A 17,240-nucleotide genomic window follows, 5' to 3' on the forward strand; every position below is an offset into this window, starting at 1 on the left:
ATGACGACGAACACCACGACAACCGCCCCGGCCGACACCACGCCAACCGCCCCGGCCGACACCCCGGCCACCACCGCGTCCGCCGCTGCCACGGTGGCCGCCGAGGCCGCCCCGCGCGCCCGCCGGCCGCGTCGCGCGCTGACCCCGGGCAGGCGCCTGCCCGCCGCCCGCCTGACCGGTCCCGTCCTCCTGCTCGCCCTGTGGGCCGCCGCCTCCGCCGCCGGGCAGCTCGACCCCGGCGCGATCCCGGCCCCCTGGACGGTGCTGCGCACCGCCGGTCACCTGTGGACCGACGGCACCCTGCCCACCGATGTGGCGACCTCGCTGCGCCGGGCCGCGTACGGCTTCTCCCTGGGGCTGGCCGGCGGTGTGCTGCTGGCGCTTGCCGCCGGGCTCAGCCGGACCGGCGAGGCGCTGATCGACGGGACCGTGAACCTCAACCGGGCGATCCCGACCCTCGGTCTGATCCCGCTGTTCATCCTCTGGCTGGGCATCGGCGAGACCTTCAAGATCGCGATCATCGCGATCGTCGTCTACATCCCCATCTATCTGAACACGCATGCCGCGCTGTCCGGCATCGACAGCCGGTTCGTCGAACTGGCCGAGGTCCAGGGCCTGTCCCGGTGGGCGTTCATCCGGCAGATCGTCGTCCCCGGCGCGCTGCCCGGCTTCTTCGTCGGCCTCCGGCTCGGCGTGACCGGGTCCTGGCTGGGCCTGGTGGTGCTGGAGCAGATCAACGCCACCAGCGGCCTCGGCTACATGATGTTCCAGGCGCAGAACTACGGCCAGACGGACGTCATCCTCGTCGGCCTGCTGATCTACGGCGTCTTCGGCCTGGTCTCCGACAGCGTGGTCCGTCTCGTCGAACGGAGGGTGCTGTCATGGCGCCGCACACTGAGCAGCTGACCCGGCCCGCGGTAACCCTGCGCGGCCTGACCCGGTCGTTCGAGGGCCGTACGGTCCTCGACGGCATCGACCTCGAACTGCCGGCCGGCCAGTTCACGGCCCTGCTCGGGCACAGCGGCTCCGGCAAGAGCACCCTGCTGCGGGCCGTCGCGGGCCTGGATCACAAGGTGGCGGGCAGCGGCGAGCTGAGCGCCCCGCAGCGGGTGTCGGTGGTCTTCCAGGACTCCCGGCTGCTGCCCTGGCGCCGGGTGCTGGACAACGTGCTCCTCGGCACGGACGGCAAGGACGCCGCGGATCGTGGCCGCGCCGCGCTCGCCGAGGTCGGTCTGAAGGGCCGCGAGCGGGCCTGGCCGAGCGAGCTGTCCGGGGGTGAGGCCCAGCGCGCCGCGCTCGCCCGCTCCCTCGTCGGCGAGCCCGAACTGCTGCTGGCCGACGAGCCGTTCGGGGCCCTGGACGCGCTCACCCGCATCAGGATGCACGGCCTGCTGCGCCGGCTGTGGCAGCACCACCGCCCGTCCGTGCTGCTCGTCACCCACGACGTGGACGAGGCGATCGTGCTCGCCGACCGGGTCCTCGTCCTCGACAACGGCCGTATCGGCCTCGACCTGACCATCGACCGCCCGCACCCGCGCTCCCACCGGGACCCGCTGCTCGGCGAGTACCGGGAGCGGCTGCTCGCCGCGCTGGGCGTCACGGAGGACCTCGCATGACCCGCACGCTGCACCTCAACGCGTTCCTGATGAACACCGGCCACCACGAGGCGTCGTGGCGGCTGCCGGAGAGCGACCCGTACGCGCACGTCGACCTCGCGCACTACGTGAACCTCGCGCGGATCGCGGAACGCGGCACCTTCGACTCCCTGTTCCTTGCCGACGGCCCCCAGCTGTGGAGCAACCTCGCCCAGCGGCCCGCCGGCGCGCTGGAGCCGCTCACCCTGCTCACCGCGCTGGCGACCGCCACCGAGCACATAGGCCTGATCGCCACCGCCTCCACCTCCTACAACTCCCCCTACAACCTGGCCCGCAAGTTCGCCTCGCTGGACATCATCAGCGGCGGCCGGGCGGGCTGGAACATCGTCACCACGGCCGGCGCGGAGGCGGCCCGCAACTTCGGCCTGGACGCCGAGCCCGCGCACGCCGAGCGGTACGCCCGCGCCGCCGAGTTCCTGGACGTGGCGCTGAAGCTCTGGGACAGCTGGGAGGACGACGCGATCGTCGCCGACAAGGCGGCCGGCGTGTGGGGCGACGACGCCAAGATCCACCCCGCGCGGCACCAGGGGACGTACTTCAGCGTGGCGGGGGCGCTCAACGTGCCCCGCTCGCCCCAGGGATATCCGCTGCTGGTGCAGGCGGGCTCCTCCGAGGACGGCAAGGCGTTCGCCGCCCGGTACGCGGAGGCGGTGTTCACCGCCCAGCAGACGCTCGCCGACGCGCGGGCCTTCTACACCGACCTCAAGGCCCGCACGGAGCGTGCGGGCAGGGATCCCGACCACATCAAGGTGCTGCCCGGCATCGTCCCGGTGATCGGCTCCACCGAGGCCGAGGCGAAGGCGGCGGAGCGGGTCCTGGAGGACCACATCGTCCACGAGCACGGCGTGGCCCGGCTGGAGAACCTGCTGCGCCTGGAGCCCGGCACCCTGGACCTGGACCGCGAACTGCCCGCCGACCTGCCGCCCGAGTCCGCGGTCGAGGGCGCCAAGAGCCGCTACACGCTCGTGGTGGAGCTGGCCCGGCGCGAGCGGCTGACCGTGCGGCGGCTGATCGGGCGGCTGGGCGGCGGGCGCGGGCACCTGACCTTCGCCGGGACGCCCGAGCAGGTGGCGGACGCCATCGAGACGTGGTTCACCCAGGGCGCGGCCGACGGCTTCAACATCATGCCCGCGGTGCTGCCCTCCGGCCTGGAGACCTTCGTCGACCAGGTCGTCCCGATCCTGCGCGTCCGCGGCCTGTTCCGCACCGCCTACGGCCCCCGCCGGACCCTGCGGGGGCGCTACGGCCTGCCGCGGCCCGCCAACCAGTACCTGACCCCGGCCCCCGCCCTCCTCCGAACCCCGTCCTGAGCCCGGGTCCTGAGCCCGGGTCCTGAGCCCGTCCTGAGCCCGTCCTGAGACCCGCCCGAAAGGAACCGTCATGTCCCTCGAGATCACCAAGGTCACCGCACGCATCGGCGCCCGCGTCTCCGGCGTCGACATCACCCGGCCGCTCTCCTCGGAGGAGGTCGCCGCGATCCGCGAGGCCCTGAACGTCCACAAGGCGCTCGTCCTCGACGCGGGCGGCCTGGACGACGCCGGCCAGCAGGCCTTCGCCCGCCACTTCGGCGACATCACCACCGCCCATCCGACCGTGCCGGCCGTCGAGGGCGCCCCGAACGTGCTGCCCGTGGACAGCGAGCGGGGCCGCGCCAACCACTGGCACACGGACGTCACCTTCGTCCTCAACCCACCGCAGGCCACCAGCCTGCGTTCGATCACCGTCCCGCCGTACGGCGGCGAGACGCTGATCGCGAACGCGGCCGCCGCCTACCGCGACCTGCCCGAGCCGCTGCGCCGCCTGGCCGACACCCTGTGGGCCGAGCACACCAACGACTACGACTACGCCGTCCCCGACGAGGCGATCGACGAGGAGAAGGCGGCCCAGCGCGCCCAGTTCACCTCGATCACGTACCGCACCGCCCACCCGGTGGTCCGCGTGCACCCTCTGACCGGTGAGCGCGGGCTGTTCATCGGCGGGTTCGCGCAGCGGATCGTGGGGCTGTCGGCCGGCGAGTCCCGCAAGGTGCTGGACCTGCTCCAGGCGTACGTCACCCGCCCGGAGAACGTCCTGCGCTGGCGCTGGTCCCCGAACCAGCTGGTGCTGTTCGACAACCGGATCACCCAGCACTACGCCATCGACAACTACGACGGCCTGCCCCGCCGGCTGAACCGGGTGACGGTCGCCGGTGAGATCCCGGTCGACGTCGAAGGCAAGGAGAGCTACTCGATCGCGGGCGACGCCTCGCACTACACACCCGTGACGTCCGTGGCGGCGTGACCGGATCCCCCGTGGGGATCCCCTGAGGGTGAGGGTGTAATCGGAATCTCACCCTCCGCACAGACGGTGTCCGGATACTGGGCAGCCCCTTCGCGTGAGCGGACGGGCCGCCCAGACTGGCGGGGTTTTTACCGCCTCTTGCCCTGGGAGAGCCGCCTTCCATGCCCAGCAGCACGACCACGGACACACCACCGCGGCAGCGGGACGCAGCCGCCCTCTCCCACGGCCTCAAGCAGCGCCATCTGTCGATGATCGCCCTCGGCGGCGTGATCGGCGCCGGGCTGTTCGTCGGCTCCGGCGCCGGCATCGCCGCCGCCGGACCGTCGATCGTCCTCGCCTACGCCGTCTCCGGCCTGCTCGTCATGCTGGTGATGCGGATGCTCGGCGAGATGTCGGCCGCGTATCCGTCCTCGGGCTCCTTCTCCGCGCACGCCGAGCGGGCGTTCGGCCCGTGGGCCGGCTTCACGGCCGGCTGGTCGTTCTGGGTGCTGCTGTGCACGGCGGTCGGCCTGGAGGGCATGGGCGCCGCGAAGATCGTCACCGGCTGGCTGCCGGGCACCCCGCAGTGGATGTGGGTGGCGCTGTTCATGGTGGTGTTCTGCGGGGCGAACCTGGCGGCGGTGAAGAACTTCGGCGAGTTCGAGTTCTGGTTCGCCGCGCTGAAGGTCGGCGCGATCACGCTGTTCCTGGTGCTGGGCGTGCTGGCCGTCGCCGGTGTGCTGCCCGGCACCGACTCCCCCGGCGCCTCGAACCTCACCGACCTCCTCCCCCACGGCAGTCAGGGCCTGATCATCGGCCTGCTCGCCTCCGTCTTCGCCTACGGCGGCCTGGAGACGGTCACCATCGCGGCGGCCGAGTCCCAGGACCCGGTGCGCGGGGTGGCGAGCGCGGTCCGCACCGCGATGTGGCGCATCGCGCTGTTCTACGTCGGCTCCATGGCGGTCATCGTCACCCTGGTCCCCTGGGACTCGGCGGAGGTCGTCGAGAAGGGCCCGTACGTCGCCGCCCTGGACCACCTGGGCATCCCGGGCGCCGGGCAGCTGATGAACGTGGTCGTGCTGGTGGCCCTGCTGTCGGCGATGAACGCCAACATCTACGGCTCCTCGCGCATCGCGTACTCGCTGGTCGAGCGGGGCCAGGGTCCCAAGGTGCTGGCGAAGGTCTCCGGCGGGGTCCCGCGCGTGGCCGTCCTGGTGTCGAGCGTCTTCGGCTTCGTCTGCGTGCTGCTCAGCTACTGGCGGCCCGACGACGTCTTCCCCTGGCTGCTGAACATGATCGGCGCGGTGATCCTGGTCGTCTGGATCTTCATCGCCGTCTCGCAGCTGCGGCTGCGCCGCCGGCTGGAGCGGGAGGCCCCGCAGAAGCTGGTCGTGCGGATGTGGGCGTTCCCGGTGCTGACCTGGGTGGCCCTGGCCGGCATGGCGGCGATCTTCGTCCTGATGGCACGGCAGCCCGACACGCGGGTGCAGCTGTACTCGACGGGCGGGATGACGCTGTTCCTGGCGGCGGCCGGATACGTCTGGCAGCGGGTCCGCGCCGCCCGGCAGGACTGACCCGCCGCGCTTCTCCCCGCAAGGCCCCCACGTGACGCGTGGGGGCCTTCTTGTTGCCCCCAGCCGCCCTGTTGCCCGCCCGCCGCTTGTTGTTGATAGCGTGCAGTTGCAAGCTCTTTGCAATAAGAGGTCGGAGGGAACCCTTCATGCCCGTCTACACGCTGCCTGAACTGCCGTACGACTACTCCGCGCTCGCCCCCGTGATCAGCCCCGAGATCATCGAGCTGCACCACGACAAGCACCACGCGGCATACGTCAAGGGCGCCAACGACACGCTGGAGCAGCTGGCCGAGGCGCGGGACAAGGAGCAGTGGGGCGCGCTGAACGGGTTGGAGAAGAACCTCGCCTTCCACCTCTCCGGGCACATCCTGCACTCCATCTACTGGCAGAACATGACGGGCGACGGCGGCGGCGAACCGCTGGAGAAGGACGGCGTGGGCGAGCTGGCGGACGCGATCGCCGCCTCCTTCGGGTCGTTCGCCGGCTTCAGGGCGCAGCTGTCCAAGGCGGCGGCCACCACCCAGGGCTCCGGCTGGGGTGTCCTCGCGTACGAGCCGCTGAGCGGCCGGCTCGTCGTCGAGCAGGTCTACGACCACCAGGGCAACGTCGGCCAGGGATCGACGCCGATCCTGGTCTTCGACGCCTGGGAGCACGCCTTCTACCTCCAGTACCGCAACCAGAAGGTCGACTTCATCGAGGCGATGTGGCAGGTCGTCAACTGGCAGGACGTGGCCCGGCGGTACGCCGCCGCGAAGTCCCGCACGGACGTGCTGCTGCTCGCGCCCTGAGAGGGGCGCGCCCCGGATCGCCGCCCTGCCTCGTGATCGTCTTCTCACCCTTCGCGCGGGCGGGCGGATGAAGGAAGACCCCCGCGAGCTCGTGTCTCGCGGGGGTCTTCCGGTATGGAGGGCTCCGGGGAACGCGGCTGGGCCGCAGCAGTGTGAACGAGTTCTGATCAAGCTGCCCGTGCCCGAGTGAGCCGCGCGGTGCGCCTCACAGGTTGCTGAAGTCCGGGCCGACCGTGCGGGTGCGCTTGATCTCGTAGAAGCCGGGGATGGAAGCCACCGCGACCGTGCCGTCCCACAGGCGGGCCGCCTGCTCGCCCTTGGGGGCGGGGGTGACGACCGGGCCGAAGAAGGCGATCTGCTCGCCGTCGGCGCCGGGCAGCGCGATCACCGGCGTGCCGACGTCCTGGCCGACCTTGTCGATGCCCTCCTTGTGGGAGGCGCGCAGCTCGGCGTCGAACTCGAAGTCCTCCTGGTCGGCGTAGTCGATCAGGTCGGCGGGCAGGCCGGCCTCCTCCAGCGCGGCGGCGATGGCCTCGCGGGTGGGGCCCTCGCCCTGGTTGTGGAAGCGGGTGCCGAGCGCGGTGTAGAGCGGACCGAGGACGTCGTCGCCGTGCTTCTGCCAGGCGGCGGTCACCACGCGGATGGGCGCCCACGCCTTGGTGGTGAGCAGCTCGCGGTAGTCCTCGGGCAGCTCGTCCAGCTTGGGCTCGTTGAGGACCGCCAGGCTCATGATGTGCCAGCGGACCTCGATGTCCCTGAGCTTCTCCACTTCCAGCACCCAGCGGGAGGTCATCCAGGCCCACGGGCACAGCGGGTCGAACCAGAAGTCGACAGGGGTCTTGCCGGAAGGGGCGGAGGCGGTCTCGGACATGACTCTCCTCGGTATGCGGTCTTTGAACGGGCAACATCGATCGTCGCCCACGGCATTCCCGGCTGCCGCGTGTCAGGGCCGCATGGCAGGATCGGTCCTGTCCACATCGTGAACGCGACCCGAGGGAGTGCCGCCCGTGCCCGGTGAGAATCTGTCCCGCGACGAGGCCCGGGAGCGGGCCGCGCTGCTGTCCGTCGACGGGTACGAGGTGTCCCTCGACGTGCGCTCGGCGGTCGGCGATCAGGAGGGGGACGGGCCGCGCACGTTCCGGTCCGTGACCACGATCCGCTTCCGCTGCAACGAGCCGGGTGCCTCCAGCTTCGCGGACCTCATCGCGCCGGGCGTCACGGCGGTCTCCCTCAACGGCAAGGACCTCGACCCCAGCGAGGTCTTCGACGGCTCCCGGATCCTGCTGGAGGACCTGGCCGCCGACAACGAGCTGATCGTGGACGCCCGGTGCGCCTACTCGCGCACCGGCGAGGGCCTGCACCGCTTCGTCGACCCGGAGGACGGCGAGGTCTACCTCTACACCCAGTACGAGCCGGCCGACTCCCGCCGGGTCTTCGCCAACTTCGAGCAGCCCGACCTCAAGGCCCCGTTCCGCTTCGAGGTGCGCGCGCCGGAGGGCTGGACGGTGTGGAGCAACGGGGCCGGCGAGCGGCAGGACGGGGTGTGGCGGTTCGCGGAGACCAAGCCGATCTCGACGTACATCACGTGTGTGGTGGCGGGGCCGTACCACTATGTGACGGACTCCTACGAGCGGGTGCTCAAGGACGGGACGCGGCTGGAGATCCCGCTGGGCGCGATGTGCCGCAAGGGGCTCGCCAAGCACTTCGACGCCGACGACGTCTTCCTGGTCACCAAGCAGGGCCTGGACTTCTTCCACGACCACTTCGACTACCCCTACCCGTTCGGCAAGTACGACCAGGCGTTCGTGCCGGAGTACAACCTCGGCGCGATGGAGAACCCGGGGCTGGTGACCTTCCGCGAGGAGTACATCTTCCGCGGCAAGGTGACCCAGGCGTCGTACGAGGGCCGGGCGAACGTCGTCCTGCACGAGATGGCGCACATGTGGTTCGGCGACCTGGTCACCATGGAGTGGTGGGACGACCTGTGGCTGAAGGAGTCCTTCGCGGACTTCATGGGCACGTTCGCGAACGTGGGCGCGACCCGCTTCACCGACGCCTGGATCACCTTCGCCAACCGCCGCAAGGCCTGGGCGTACCGCGCGGACCAGCTGCCCTCCACGCACCCGATCACGGCGGACATCCATGACCTGGAGGACGCCAAGCTGAACTTCGACGGCATCACCTATGCCAAGGGCGCCTCGGTGCTCAAGCAGCTGGTGGCGTACGTCGGCCAGGACGCGTTCCTGGAGGGCGCCCGCCGCTACTTCAAGCGGCACGCGTACGGCAACACGCGCCTGGGCGATCTGCTGGCCGTCCTGGAGGAGACCAGCGGCCGGGACATGGCCGCGTGGGCGCGCTCCTGGCTGCAGACCGCCGGGGTCAACTCGCTCACCCCGGCGGTCCTGCTGGACGCCGAGGGCCGGATCGACGAGCTCGCGGTGGTGCAGGAGGCGGCGGAGTCGCATCCCGACCTGCGCCCGCACCGCGTGGCGGTGGGCCTGTACCGGCGTACGGAGGCCGGGGCGCTGGAGCGGTACGCGCGCGCCGAGGTCGACGTGGACGGCGCGCGGACGGTGGTGGCGGAGCTGGCCGGGCAGGACGCGCCGGAGCTGGTGCTGGTCAACGACGACGACCTCACCTACTGCAAGATCCGCTTCGACGAGACCTCACTGGCCACGCTGCGCGAGCACCTGGGCGCCCTGACCGACCCGCTGGCCCGCGCGCTGTGCTGGTCGGCGCTGTGGAACCTGACCCGGGACGCGCTGCTTCCGGCGCGGGACTTCATCGGCCTGGTGCTGCGGTTCGCGGGCCGTGAGTCCGACATCGGCGTGCTCCAGATGCTGCACGCGTGGGCCGAATCGGCGCTGGTGCACTACGTGGCGCCCGAATGGCGCGAGACGGGTGAGCGGCTGCTGGCCGAGGGCGCGCTGGCCGAGCTGCGGCAGGCCGGGCCGGGCAGCGAGCAGCAGCTGGCGTGGGCCCGCTTCTTCGCCGCGGTGGCGTCGGAGCCGGCCGATCTGGACCTGCTGAAGGCCCTGCTGGACGGCACCGAGGAGATCGGCGGCCTGGACGTCGACCAGGAGCTGCGCTGGGCGTTCCTGGAGCCGCTGGCCGCGCACGGGGCGGCGGACGAGAAGGCGCTCGCCGACGAGCTGGCGCGGGACGACACCGCCTCGGGCAAGCGGCACCAGGTGCGCTGCCTGGCCGCGCGTCCCTCGGCGGCCGTGAAGGCGCAGGCGTGGGCGCAGGTGGTGGAGTCGGACGCGCTGTCGAACGCGCTGGTGGAGGCGACCATCGCGGGCTTCGGCCGGCCCTCGCAGCGGCAGCTGCTCGCGCCGTACGCCGAGAAGTACTTCGCGGCGATCGAGCGGGTATGGGCCGAGCGGTCGATCCAGATCGGGATGGACGTGGTCCGGGGCCTGTTCCCGGCGTCGCAGGACTCGCAGGAGACGCTGGACGCGACGGACGCCTGGCTCGCGGCGCACGAGGACGCCGCTCCCGCGTTGCGCCGGCTGGTGCTGGAGGCCCGGGACGACCTGGCGCGGGCGCTGCGCGGACAGGCGTGCGACGCGCGCGGGTGAGCCGTGGGGGCGCGCCGGCGTCGGGGCGCCCGGACCGTCACCCGGTCGGCCGTAGCTCTGGCCAAGGCTCGGGCGGTCGGTAACCGTTACGAAATTCGGTCAAGACACACCGTAACCCCTGGTCCTTCCCTGAACGGACCAGGGGTTTTCGGCATCCGAACACCCGTCCTTTAGGGCGGGGTTGTCCGGGTTGGGTGCCGCTCTTGTAACAGCCGTTAAAGCGCCGAGCGGGCGCGGGAACGTGCCCGGCATGAACCACAACACCCCGCTCTCCCCCCGCCCCCTGAGCGACCTGGCCGAGGCACGCTGCCGGGTCCTGACCGCCGCCCAGCTGCGCGCCCACGGCGTGTCGGCGGCCGAGACCAGCGAGCAGTGCCGTACCGGCGGGCCCTGGCAGCAGCTCCTGCCGGGCGTCTTCCTGCTCCACCCCGGCCCGCCGACCAGCGAGGAACGGCTGCACGCGGTCCTCCTTTACGCGGCGCGCCCCCCTGCGCCCCGCAGGGTGCCCGGGGTGCCGGCCCAGCCGACCGCGCAGCAGCCGCACCGGCCGGTGTACGCGGAGGCGGTGATCACCGGGCCGGCCGCGCTCACCCTGCACGGCTTCGCCGCCACGCCCCCGCTGCTGTCGCTGGAGAGGATCGACGTCCTGGTGCCGCGGCTGCGCCGGCTGCGCTCGACCGGCTGTGTGCGGATCGTGCGCACGGCCGACCTGCCCGTCCCGGAGTCGGTCACCGGTCTGCCGGTGGCCCCGGTGCCGCGCGCCCTCGCGGACACGCTGGCCGGCCTGGACGACGCGGACACGGTGCGGCGGCTGCTGACGGAGGCGGTGCGCGGCGGGCACTGCGAACCGGCCGCGATCGTCCGGGAGCTGACGAGTGCGAAGCTCCTGACCCGGCCGCACGTGGTGGACGCGGTGGACTCGCTGCTGGCCGAGGGCCGGGCGATCGCCGAGGACCGGCTGTACCGGATGGTCAGGGAGTACGGTCTGCCCGACCCGGTGTGGAACGTGGACCTGCGGCTGCCGGGCGGCCCGCACCTGGGCGGCCTGGACGCCTACTGGCCGGAGCAGGCGGTCGCCCTGGAGCTGGACACCCGCGCGCCCCGGGCGAACGACGACGCCGAGTGGTCGGAGTACGCCCGCAAGCGCGAGCACCTGGAACGCCTGGGCATCACGGTCGTCCACATCACGCCCAGGAAGCTGCGGGACACCCCGGACCAGCAGGCCACGGTGGTCCGCACGGCCCTGATGGCGGCGGCCGACCGCGACCCGGCGGCGTATGTCGTGGTGCTGCCGCGCTAGTGCGGATGCCGCGGTGCTGCCGCGCTGGTACGGATGCCGTGGTGCTGCCGCGCTAGCGCGGATGCCGCGGTGCTGCCGCCACCCGGCCCGCGGCGGGGCGCTCGCGCCACAGGCGCAGTCCGACGTCGACCAGCCCGACCCGCTCGAGGCCGGGCACGGCCTCCAGCGGGTGCCAGGCCGCCATGTCGGTAGAGCCGCCCGTCTCGTGACGCAGCTCGCCGCCGGTGACCCGGCCCTCGTAGACGATGCGCAGGCCGTGGAAGTCGGCCTGGGCGCCGAGGGGGCGCGGGTAGGTGCGGCGGATGGAGTCGAGGCCGAGGAGGAAGACCGGTTCGACGGTGTAGCCGGTCTCCTCCTCGGCCTCGCGCACCACGGTGTCGTAGGGGTCCTCGCCGTGCTCCATGCCGCCGCCCGGCAGGGTCCAGCGGCGGGCGCCGTCGCGCGCGACCCAGCGGGCCAGCAGCATCCGTCCGTCCCGTACACACACGGCGTAGGCCGCCACCCGCAACTCCTCACGCATGTGGAGACGTTACGGCACCCATGGGTTGGCCGGTGAGTATTCCGGCGGAGCCCAGCGCAGCGGCACCGCCCCGCCGGTCGCCGCCACCCGCGTCACGGTGAAGCGGACCCGGCGTTCCCCGTCCGCCCCGAACTCGGTGCGCGCCTCGCCCGTCAGCTGAAGCGCCGCCCCGCTCGTCCAGTCCAGGAACAGCAGCCCCGCGCGTGGGTCGGCGGCGAGGTTGCCGAGGGTGAGGAACATGGAGTTGCCCGGGTAGTCGCGCCAGAGCAGTTCGCGTGGCGAGAGCACCCGGACGAAGCCGGGGTTGCCGCCGCGGTGACTGACGTCGGCGCCGTGCGCGTGCACGGTGGCCAGGAAGAAGGTGTCGGCGGCGGCCACGAGGTCCTGCTGCGCCGCCGTCAGTCCGGTGCCCCGGCGCACCTCGCCCGGGGTGCGGTCGACCGTCTCGTAGGACCGCCTCCTCTGGAGGTATCTGGGGCAGTTGGAGAAGACCTGGTCCGCCTCGACGGCGAAGCCCCGCGGGGTGGGGTGCAGGCGGCCGTTGAGGCGCATACGGCGGCGGGTGCGCGGATCGAGCGCGATGGTGCCGACGTGGGTGCCGTCCGTCGCGAGTGCCCCGGCCAGCGGGTCGCCGGGGAGCACCCCGCCGACGACCGACATCCGGTGCGGGCCCGTGGCCCGGACGAAGCCGGGGGTGCCGGTGAGCGGCGAGGCCCACACCCCGCCGGTCCCGGGGTCGGCCGCGCCGAGGACGAGCAGCGGCTGGAGTTCGAGGAAGGCGGCGGCGACCGGTTTGATGCCCCGGCCCACGGCCCGGCCCACATGGTCGGCCGCCTCACGCACCCCGAGCCGGTCCTGAACGGTGCGCGACCCGACGTGATAGATCCCCATGGCGACCACCATGCCTAGAAGAACCCGCAGGTCGGGGCCGACTCGTGCGGGGCCGGCGCGCCCTCGGCGCCCTCCGCCACGGAGATCTCCAGGCGGATGCCGTCGGGGTCGTGGAAGAAGATCCCGCCCGAGGCCGCGCCCTCCCGGTGGGCCACCAGTCCCTCGTGGTGGAACTCCGCGCCGTAGGCGCGCAGAGCCGACTCGTACGCCCTGACCCGCTCGATCGACTCGGCCGCGAAGGCCAGGTGGTGCAGTCCGGGGCGGCCGGCGTCGTAGCCGCCCTCCGACTGCTGCCAGAGGGTGACCACGGGCTGGTCGCCGCCGTCGCCGAGGAGGGCGTAGCGCCTGCCCTCCTCCTTGCCCTCCGCGAGCAGCGCGAAGCCGAGCACGTCCCGGTAGAAGGCGAGCGAGCGATCGAGGTCGGTGACGTTCAGGCCGGTGTGGGCGGTGCGCAGGGACATGGGGTGCCTCCTTCGGGCAGCGGCTGACCCTCAGCCGCTCCAGCTAACCTGTAACTGACTATTCAAGGGTTAGAATCGGAGCCTGTCAACCGGTCACATACACTTGAGGGGTTAGCACGGAAGGAGCCCCGGATGCCCACCGCCCCCGACCCACGGCCGCTCACCGGCGAGCCGCTCGCGCTCGACCTGCTCAACACGCGCTGGAACCGGGAGGGGACCGTCCAGGACCTGCTCGCCGACACCTACGGGCTGGCGGTGTGGCTGGCGGCCAACGGGCTGGACGACCGTTACGCGCCCGAGGAGGCCGTGCTGCGGCATCTGCTCCAGGCCCGGGACGCCCTCGAGGCCGCCGTGGACGGGTCGGCCGAGGAGGGGGCGCCGCTCGTGGACGCCGTGCTCGCGCACGGGCGAATCCGCGCCGGGCTGACCGCCCAGGGTCCTGTGGAGCGGCCGGAGTTCGGCGATCCGTCATGGGGGCCGGCCTGGCTCGCCGCCCGGAACTACCTCGAACTGCTCGCCACCGCGCCGGACCGGATCCGGATGTGCGCCCACGAGGCGTGCGTCCTGCACTTCTTCGACACGTCAAGAAACGGTACGCGCCGCTGGTGCTCCATGGCCGCCTGCGGCAACCGTGCGAAGGCGTCCCGCCACTATGCGCGGTCGCGTTCCTGAAACACCGCCCGGCATAGGGGAGTTCGCACAGGTGTGTCCCTGCTGACGCATGGCGGAAGTACGCCATGAGTCCATCCCGCCACGGTCAACTCTCCCCAAACATCTTTCCCTTGGGTAAAGCTGAGCGATCGTCCGGCTCCGAAATCCGGACGACCGCGATCGAACCCGATCGCATCTCGCTGGTTCCTTTACCAACAAGGGATGCCGATGACCTCCGATCCCCAGCGCGCCCCGCTCCCGGGCGCGAGACGCCTGGCCCGCACGGCCGTGGCCGCCGGCGTGGTGGCCGCGCTCTGCGCGGTCGGGCCGATACCCCTGGCCGTCGCCGCCCAGGGCGGTCCCCTCCCGTCCGACCCGGCCGTCAAGTCGGCGAGCGCCAAACTCGGTTCGGACGACGCCGACCTGCTCGCCGCGGCCAAGGCCGACGGCACCAAGAACGTCACGATGATGATCGCGACCGCGCCCGGACAGACCGAGCAGGTCGCCGAGCGGCTCGACGCGGTCAAGGGCGGCTCCGTGGGCCGCACCTACGACAAACTCGGCTACGTCCGCGCCACCGTGCCCACCGGACAGGCGGACGCGGCGATCACCGCCGCCGAGAAGCTGTCCTCGGTGCACGCCATCGACCTGCGCCAGGAGATCCCGCTCGACGACCCGACCCCGGGCGCGGACACCGCGAAGGGCGCGACGGCCGCCCACGGCACCGGCGGGACCGCCTACTCCGGCCCCGGCAGGAACACCCCCGCCGAGAACCCGTACAACCCGTCCTTCGAGACGGGCGCCGTCGACTTCGTGAAGCAGAACCCGAAGGCGGACGGCCGCGGCATCACCATCGGCATCCTCGACTCCGGTGTGGACCTCGGCCACCCGGCGCTGCAGAAGACCACCACCGGCGAGCGCAAGATCGTCGACTGGGTGACCGCGACCGACCCGATCATCGACGGCGACGCCACCTGGCGCCCGATGGTCAGCGCGGTCTCCGGCCCCCAGTTCACCTACGCCGACCAGTCCTGGAAGGCCCCGGCGGGCTCGTACCAGATCAGCACCTTCAAGGAGTCCGCGACCGCGGGCGGCGACGCCAAGGGCGACGCCAACCGCGACGGCGACACCACCGACTCCTGGGGCATCCTCTACGACGCGGCGGCCGGCACGGTCCGCGTCGACCTGGACAACGACCACGACTTCACCGACGACGAGCCGATGAAGCCGTACAAGGACGGCTTCCAGATCGGCTGGTTCGGCACCGACGACCCGAAGACCGACGTGGCCGAGCGGCAGCCGTTCGTCGTGCAGATCCGCAAGGACGTGCCGATGGACCCCTACGGCGGGTCCTGGGTCGGCAAGAAGGCCGACTTCGTCAACATCGGCGTGATCGAGTCCGAGCACGGCACCCACGTCGCCGGCATCACCGCCGCCAACGGCCTGTTCGGCGGGAAGATGAACGGCGCGGCCCCGGGCGCGAAGATCGTCTCCTCCCGTGCGTGCACCTGGACCGGCGGCTGCACCAACGTCGCCCTCACCGAGGGCATGATCGACCTGGTCGCCAACCGCGGCGTCGACATCGTCAACATGTCCATCGGCGGCCTGCCCGCGCTCAACGACGGCAACAACGCGCGCGCCGAGCTCTACACGCGTCTCATCGACACCTACGGCGTCCAGCTGGTGATCTCCGCGGGCAACTCCGGCCCCGGCGCCAACACCATCGGCGACCCGGGCCTGGCCGACAAGGTGATCTCCGTCGGCGCGTCCGTCTCCAAGGAGACCTGGGCGGCCAACTACGGCTCCGTCGTGAAGACCCCGTACGCGATGATGCCGTTCTCCTCGCGCGGCCCGCGTGAGGACGGCGGGTTCACGCCGACGCTGACCGCGCCGGGCGCCGCGATCAACACCACCCAGACCTGGCTCCCGGGCTCCCCGGTCGCCGAGGCGGGCTACTCGCTGCCGGCCGGCTACTCCATGCTCCAGGGCACCTCGATGGCCTCCCCGCAGGCCACGGGCGCCTCGGCGCTGCTGCTGAGCGCCGCGAAGCAGCGGCACATCGACCTCACCCCGGCGGACCTGCGCACCGCCCTGACGTCGACCGCCCACCACATCCGGGGCGTCCAGGCCTACGAGGAGGGCGCCGGACTCATCGACGTCGTGGACGCCTGGACGGCGATCCGCCTCGGCGCCGGCGCCCACGACTACACGGTCAAGGCGCCCGTCGACACCGCGATCGACTACGCGCTGGAGACCCCCGGCTTCGGCACCGGCCTGTACGACCGCGAGGGCGGCCTGAAGGCGGGCCAGAAGAAGACGTACGACGTCACGATCACCCGCACCTCGGGCCCTGACCGCCCGGTCTGGCACACGCTGCGCCTGGTGAACAACGCGGGCGACACCTTCCGTGTCGTCGGCGCGCCCCTGGTGCGGCTCCCGCTGAACCAGCCGGTCACCGTCAAGGTGCAGGCCGCGCCGCGTTCCGCCGGTCTCAAGAGCGCGATCCTCCAGGTCGACGACCCGTTCACGGCCGGGATCGACAAGCAGATCCTCGCCACGGTCGTGGTCGCCGCCCCGGTCGCCTACGCCTACGCGGACTCCGGCTCGGTGCAGCGCAACAGCACCCGCTCCTACTTCCTGACCGTGCCCGAGGGCGCCAAGTCGCTGGAGGTGGCGATCGGCGGGCTGAAGGACGAGAGCCAGACGCGGTTCATCGCCGTCCACCCCTACGGCGTCCCGGTCGACAACACCTCGACCCCGTACTGCTACAACAACTACCTCGACGGCAACGGCTGCCGGCCCGACGTGCGCTCCTACGCCGACCCGCAGCCGGGTGTGTGGGAGGTCGAGGTCGAGGCGCGCCGCACCTCCCCGCTGCTCGACAACCCGTACAAGCTGGAGGTCACCGTCCTCGGCGCGGCCTTCGACCCGGAGACCGTGACCGTCCCCGAGGCGAAGGCCGGCACGCCGGCCACCGCCTCCTGGAAGGTGACGAACAACTACGCGGCCCTGGACGGCAAGCTGGTCGGCGGCCCGCTCGGCTCGGCCGAGTCGTCCCGGCCCACCATCGCGAGCGGTGAGAAGCAGACCACGACGGTGACCGTCCCCGAGGGCGCCAAGTCCCTCGACGTGGCCATCGGCAACGTCTCCGACAAGTCGGCCGACCTGGACCTGACGGTGTACGACGCGAGCGGCAAGCAGGTCGCCCAGTCCGCGGACGGGGACTCGGAGGAGGCGGTCTCCCTCGCCGAGCCCGCCGCCGGGACGTACACGATCGAGGTGGCCGGCTATTCGGTGCCGTCCGGTTCCACCGCGTACGACTACCGGGACGTGTTCTTCTCCGCCGCGCTCGGCACCGTCACGGTCGACGACTCGGCCGCGGTGAAGCTGGGCACCGGCGACTCCGCGACGGTCACCGGGAAGGTCACGGCCGCCGCCGAGGCCCCCGCGGGCCGTGAGTTCTTCGGTCAGGTGCAGCTGGTGAACGCGCGCGGCACGGTCGCGGGCCTCGGCAGCGTGCGGATCGAGAAGGTCGTGCCGTAGGCGGCCTCGCACACGGC

14 protein-coding genes are annotated in these 17,240 nt (G+C 72.1%); 10 read left to right on the plus strand and 4 right to left on the minus strand.

From position 1 onward, the window contains the following. From ABZ484_RS11950 to ABZ484_RS11975, 6 genes are all read left to right on the plus strand, one after another. A complete protein-coding gene (locus tag ABZ484_RS11950) occupies positions 1 to 906 on the plus strand; it encodes an ABC transporter permease (RefSeq protein WP_358865760.1) in 906 nt (301 codons plus the stop codon). Then, complete coding sequence (locus ABZ484_RS11955; RefSeq protein ID WP_358865761.1) at positions 882 to 1,616, plus strand: ABC transporter ATP-binding protein; 735 nt, start codon at positions 882 to 884, stop codon at positions 1,614 to 1,616. Before ABZ484_RS11950 ends, ABZ484_RS11955 begins: the two co-directional genes overlap by 25 nt. Next, on the plus strand, positions 1,613 to 2,965 hold the full coding sequence (locus ABZ484_RS11960) for an LLM class flavin-dependent oxidoreductase (protein WP_358865762.1): 1,353 nt from the start codon (positions 1,613 to 1,615) through the stop codon (positions 2,963 to 2,965). The genes ABZ484_RS11955 and ABZ484_RS11960 overlap by 4 nt, the downstream gene beginning before the upstream one ends. A gap of 70 nt (positions 2,966 to 3,035) precedes the next feature. Further along, complete coding sequence (locus ABZ484_RS11965; RefSeq protein WP_358865763.1) at positions 3,036 to 3,935, plus strand: TauD/TfdA family dioxygenase; 900 nt, start codon at positions 3,036 to 3,038, stop codon at positions 3,933 to 3,935. Positions 3,936 to 4,096: 161 nt separating this feature from the next. Continuing rightward, complete coding sequence (locus ABZ484_RS11970; protein WP_358865764.1) at positions 4,097 to 5,488, plus strand: amino acid permease; 1,392 nt, start codon at positions 4,097 to 4,099, stop codon at positions 5,486 to 5,488. Positions 5,489 to 5,634: 146 nt separating this feature from the next. Then, the gene (locus ABZ484_RS11975) at positions 5,635 to 6,276 is read left to right on the plus strand and encodes a superoxide dismutase (RefSeq protein ID WP_358865765.1); all 642 of its coding nucleotides are present in this window, start codon (positions 5,635 to 5,637) and stop codon (positions 6,274 to 6,276) included. 205 nt (positions 6,277 to 6,481) lie between these two features. Here the strand turns inward: ABZ484_RS11975 and ABZ484_RS11980 are convergent, their stop codons facing one another. Further along, entirely contained in the window at positions 6,482 to 7,147 is a 666-nt protein-coding gene (locus ABZ484_RS11980; RefSeq protein ID WP_358865766.1) for a DsbA family protein, read from the minus strand. A gap of 136 nt (positions 7,148 to 7,283) precedes the next feature. Here ABZ484_RS11980 and pepN point away from each other — a divergent pair, with 136 nt between their 5' ends. Both pepN and ABZ484_RS11990 read left to right on the plus strand, forming a co-directional pair. Continuing rightward, positions 7,284 to 9,857, plus strand: a complete 2,574-nt coding sequence (gene pepN / locus ABZ484_RS11985) for an aminopeptidase N (RefSeq protein ID WP_358865767.1) — start codon at positions 7,284 to 7,286, stop codon at positions 9,855 to 9,857. Positions 9,858 to 10,107: 250 nt separating this feature from the next. Further along, positions 10,108 to 11,157, plus strand: coding sequence for a hypothetical protein (locus ABZ484_RS11990; protein ID WP_358865768.1), 1,050 nt, complete (start codon positions 10,108 to 10,110; stop codon positions 11,155 to 11,157). Positions 11,158 to 11,209: 52 nt separating this feature from the next. Here the strand turns inward: ABZ484_RS11990 and ABZ484_RS11995 are convergent, their stop codons facing one another. The 3 genes from ABZ484_RS11995 to ABZ484_RS12005 are packed head-to-tail and all read right to left on the minus strand — an operon-like array spanning position 11,210 to position 13,029. Then, positions 11,210 to 11,677, minus strand: a complete 468-nt coding sequence (locus ABZ484_RS11995; RefSeq protein ID WP_358865769.1) for an NUDIX hydrolase — start codon at positions 11,675 to 11,677, stop codon at positions 11,210 to 11,212. A gap of 9 nt (positions 11,678 to 11,686) precedes the next feature. After that, positions 11,687 to 12,568 (minus strand): pyridoxamine 5'-phosphate oxidase family protein, encoded by an 882-nt coding sequence (locus ABZ484_RS12000; protein WP_358865770.1) that lies wholly within the window; start codon positions 12,566 to 12,568, stop codon positions 11,687 to 11,689. 14 nt (positions 12,569 to 12,582) lie between these two features. Next, positions 12,583 to 13,029 (minus strand): VOC family protein, encoded by a 447-nt coding sequence (locus tag ABZ484_RS12005; RefSeq protein ID WP_358865771.1) that lies wholly within the window; start codon positions 13,027 to 13,029, stop codon positions 12,583 to 12,585. 132 nt (positions 13,030 to 13,161) lie between these two features. On the opposite strand from ABZ484_RS12005, the gene ABZ484_RS12010 reads away from it, so the two are divergent. Both ABZ484_RS12010 and ABZ484_RS12015 read left to right on the plus strand, forming a co-directional pair. Next, on the plus strand, positions 13,162 to 13,701 hold the full coding sequence (locus ABZ484_RS12010; RefSeq protein ID WP_358865772.1) for a CGNR zinc finger domain-containing protein: 540 nt from the start codon (positions 13,162 to 13,164) through the stop codon (positions 13,699 to 13,701). Between the two features lie 207 nt (positions 13,702 to 13,908). Beyond that, on the plus strand, positions 13,909 to 17,223 hold the full coding sequence (locus ABZ484_RS12015; protein WP_358865773.1) for a S8 family serine peptidase: 3,315 nt from the start codon (positions 13,909 to 13,911) through the stop codon (positions 17,221 to 17,223). Positions 17,224 to 17,240 lie beyond the last annotated feature (17 nt).

The sequence above is a fragment of the Streptomyces sp. NPDC006393 genome (assembly GCF_040628575.1).
GTDB lineage: Bacteria > Actinomycetota > Actinomycetes > Streptomycetales > Streptomycetaceae > Streptomyces.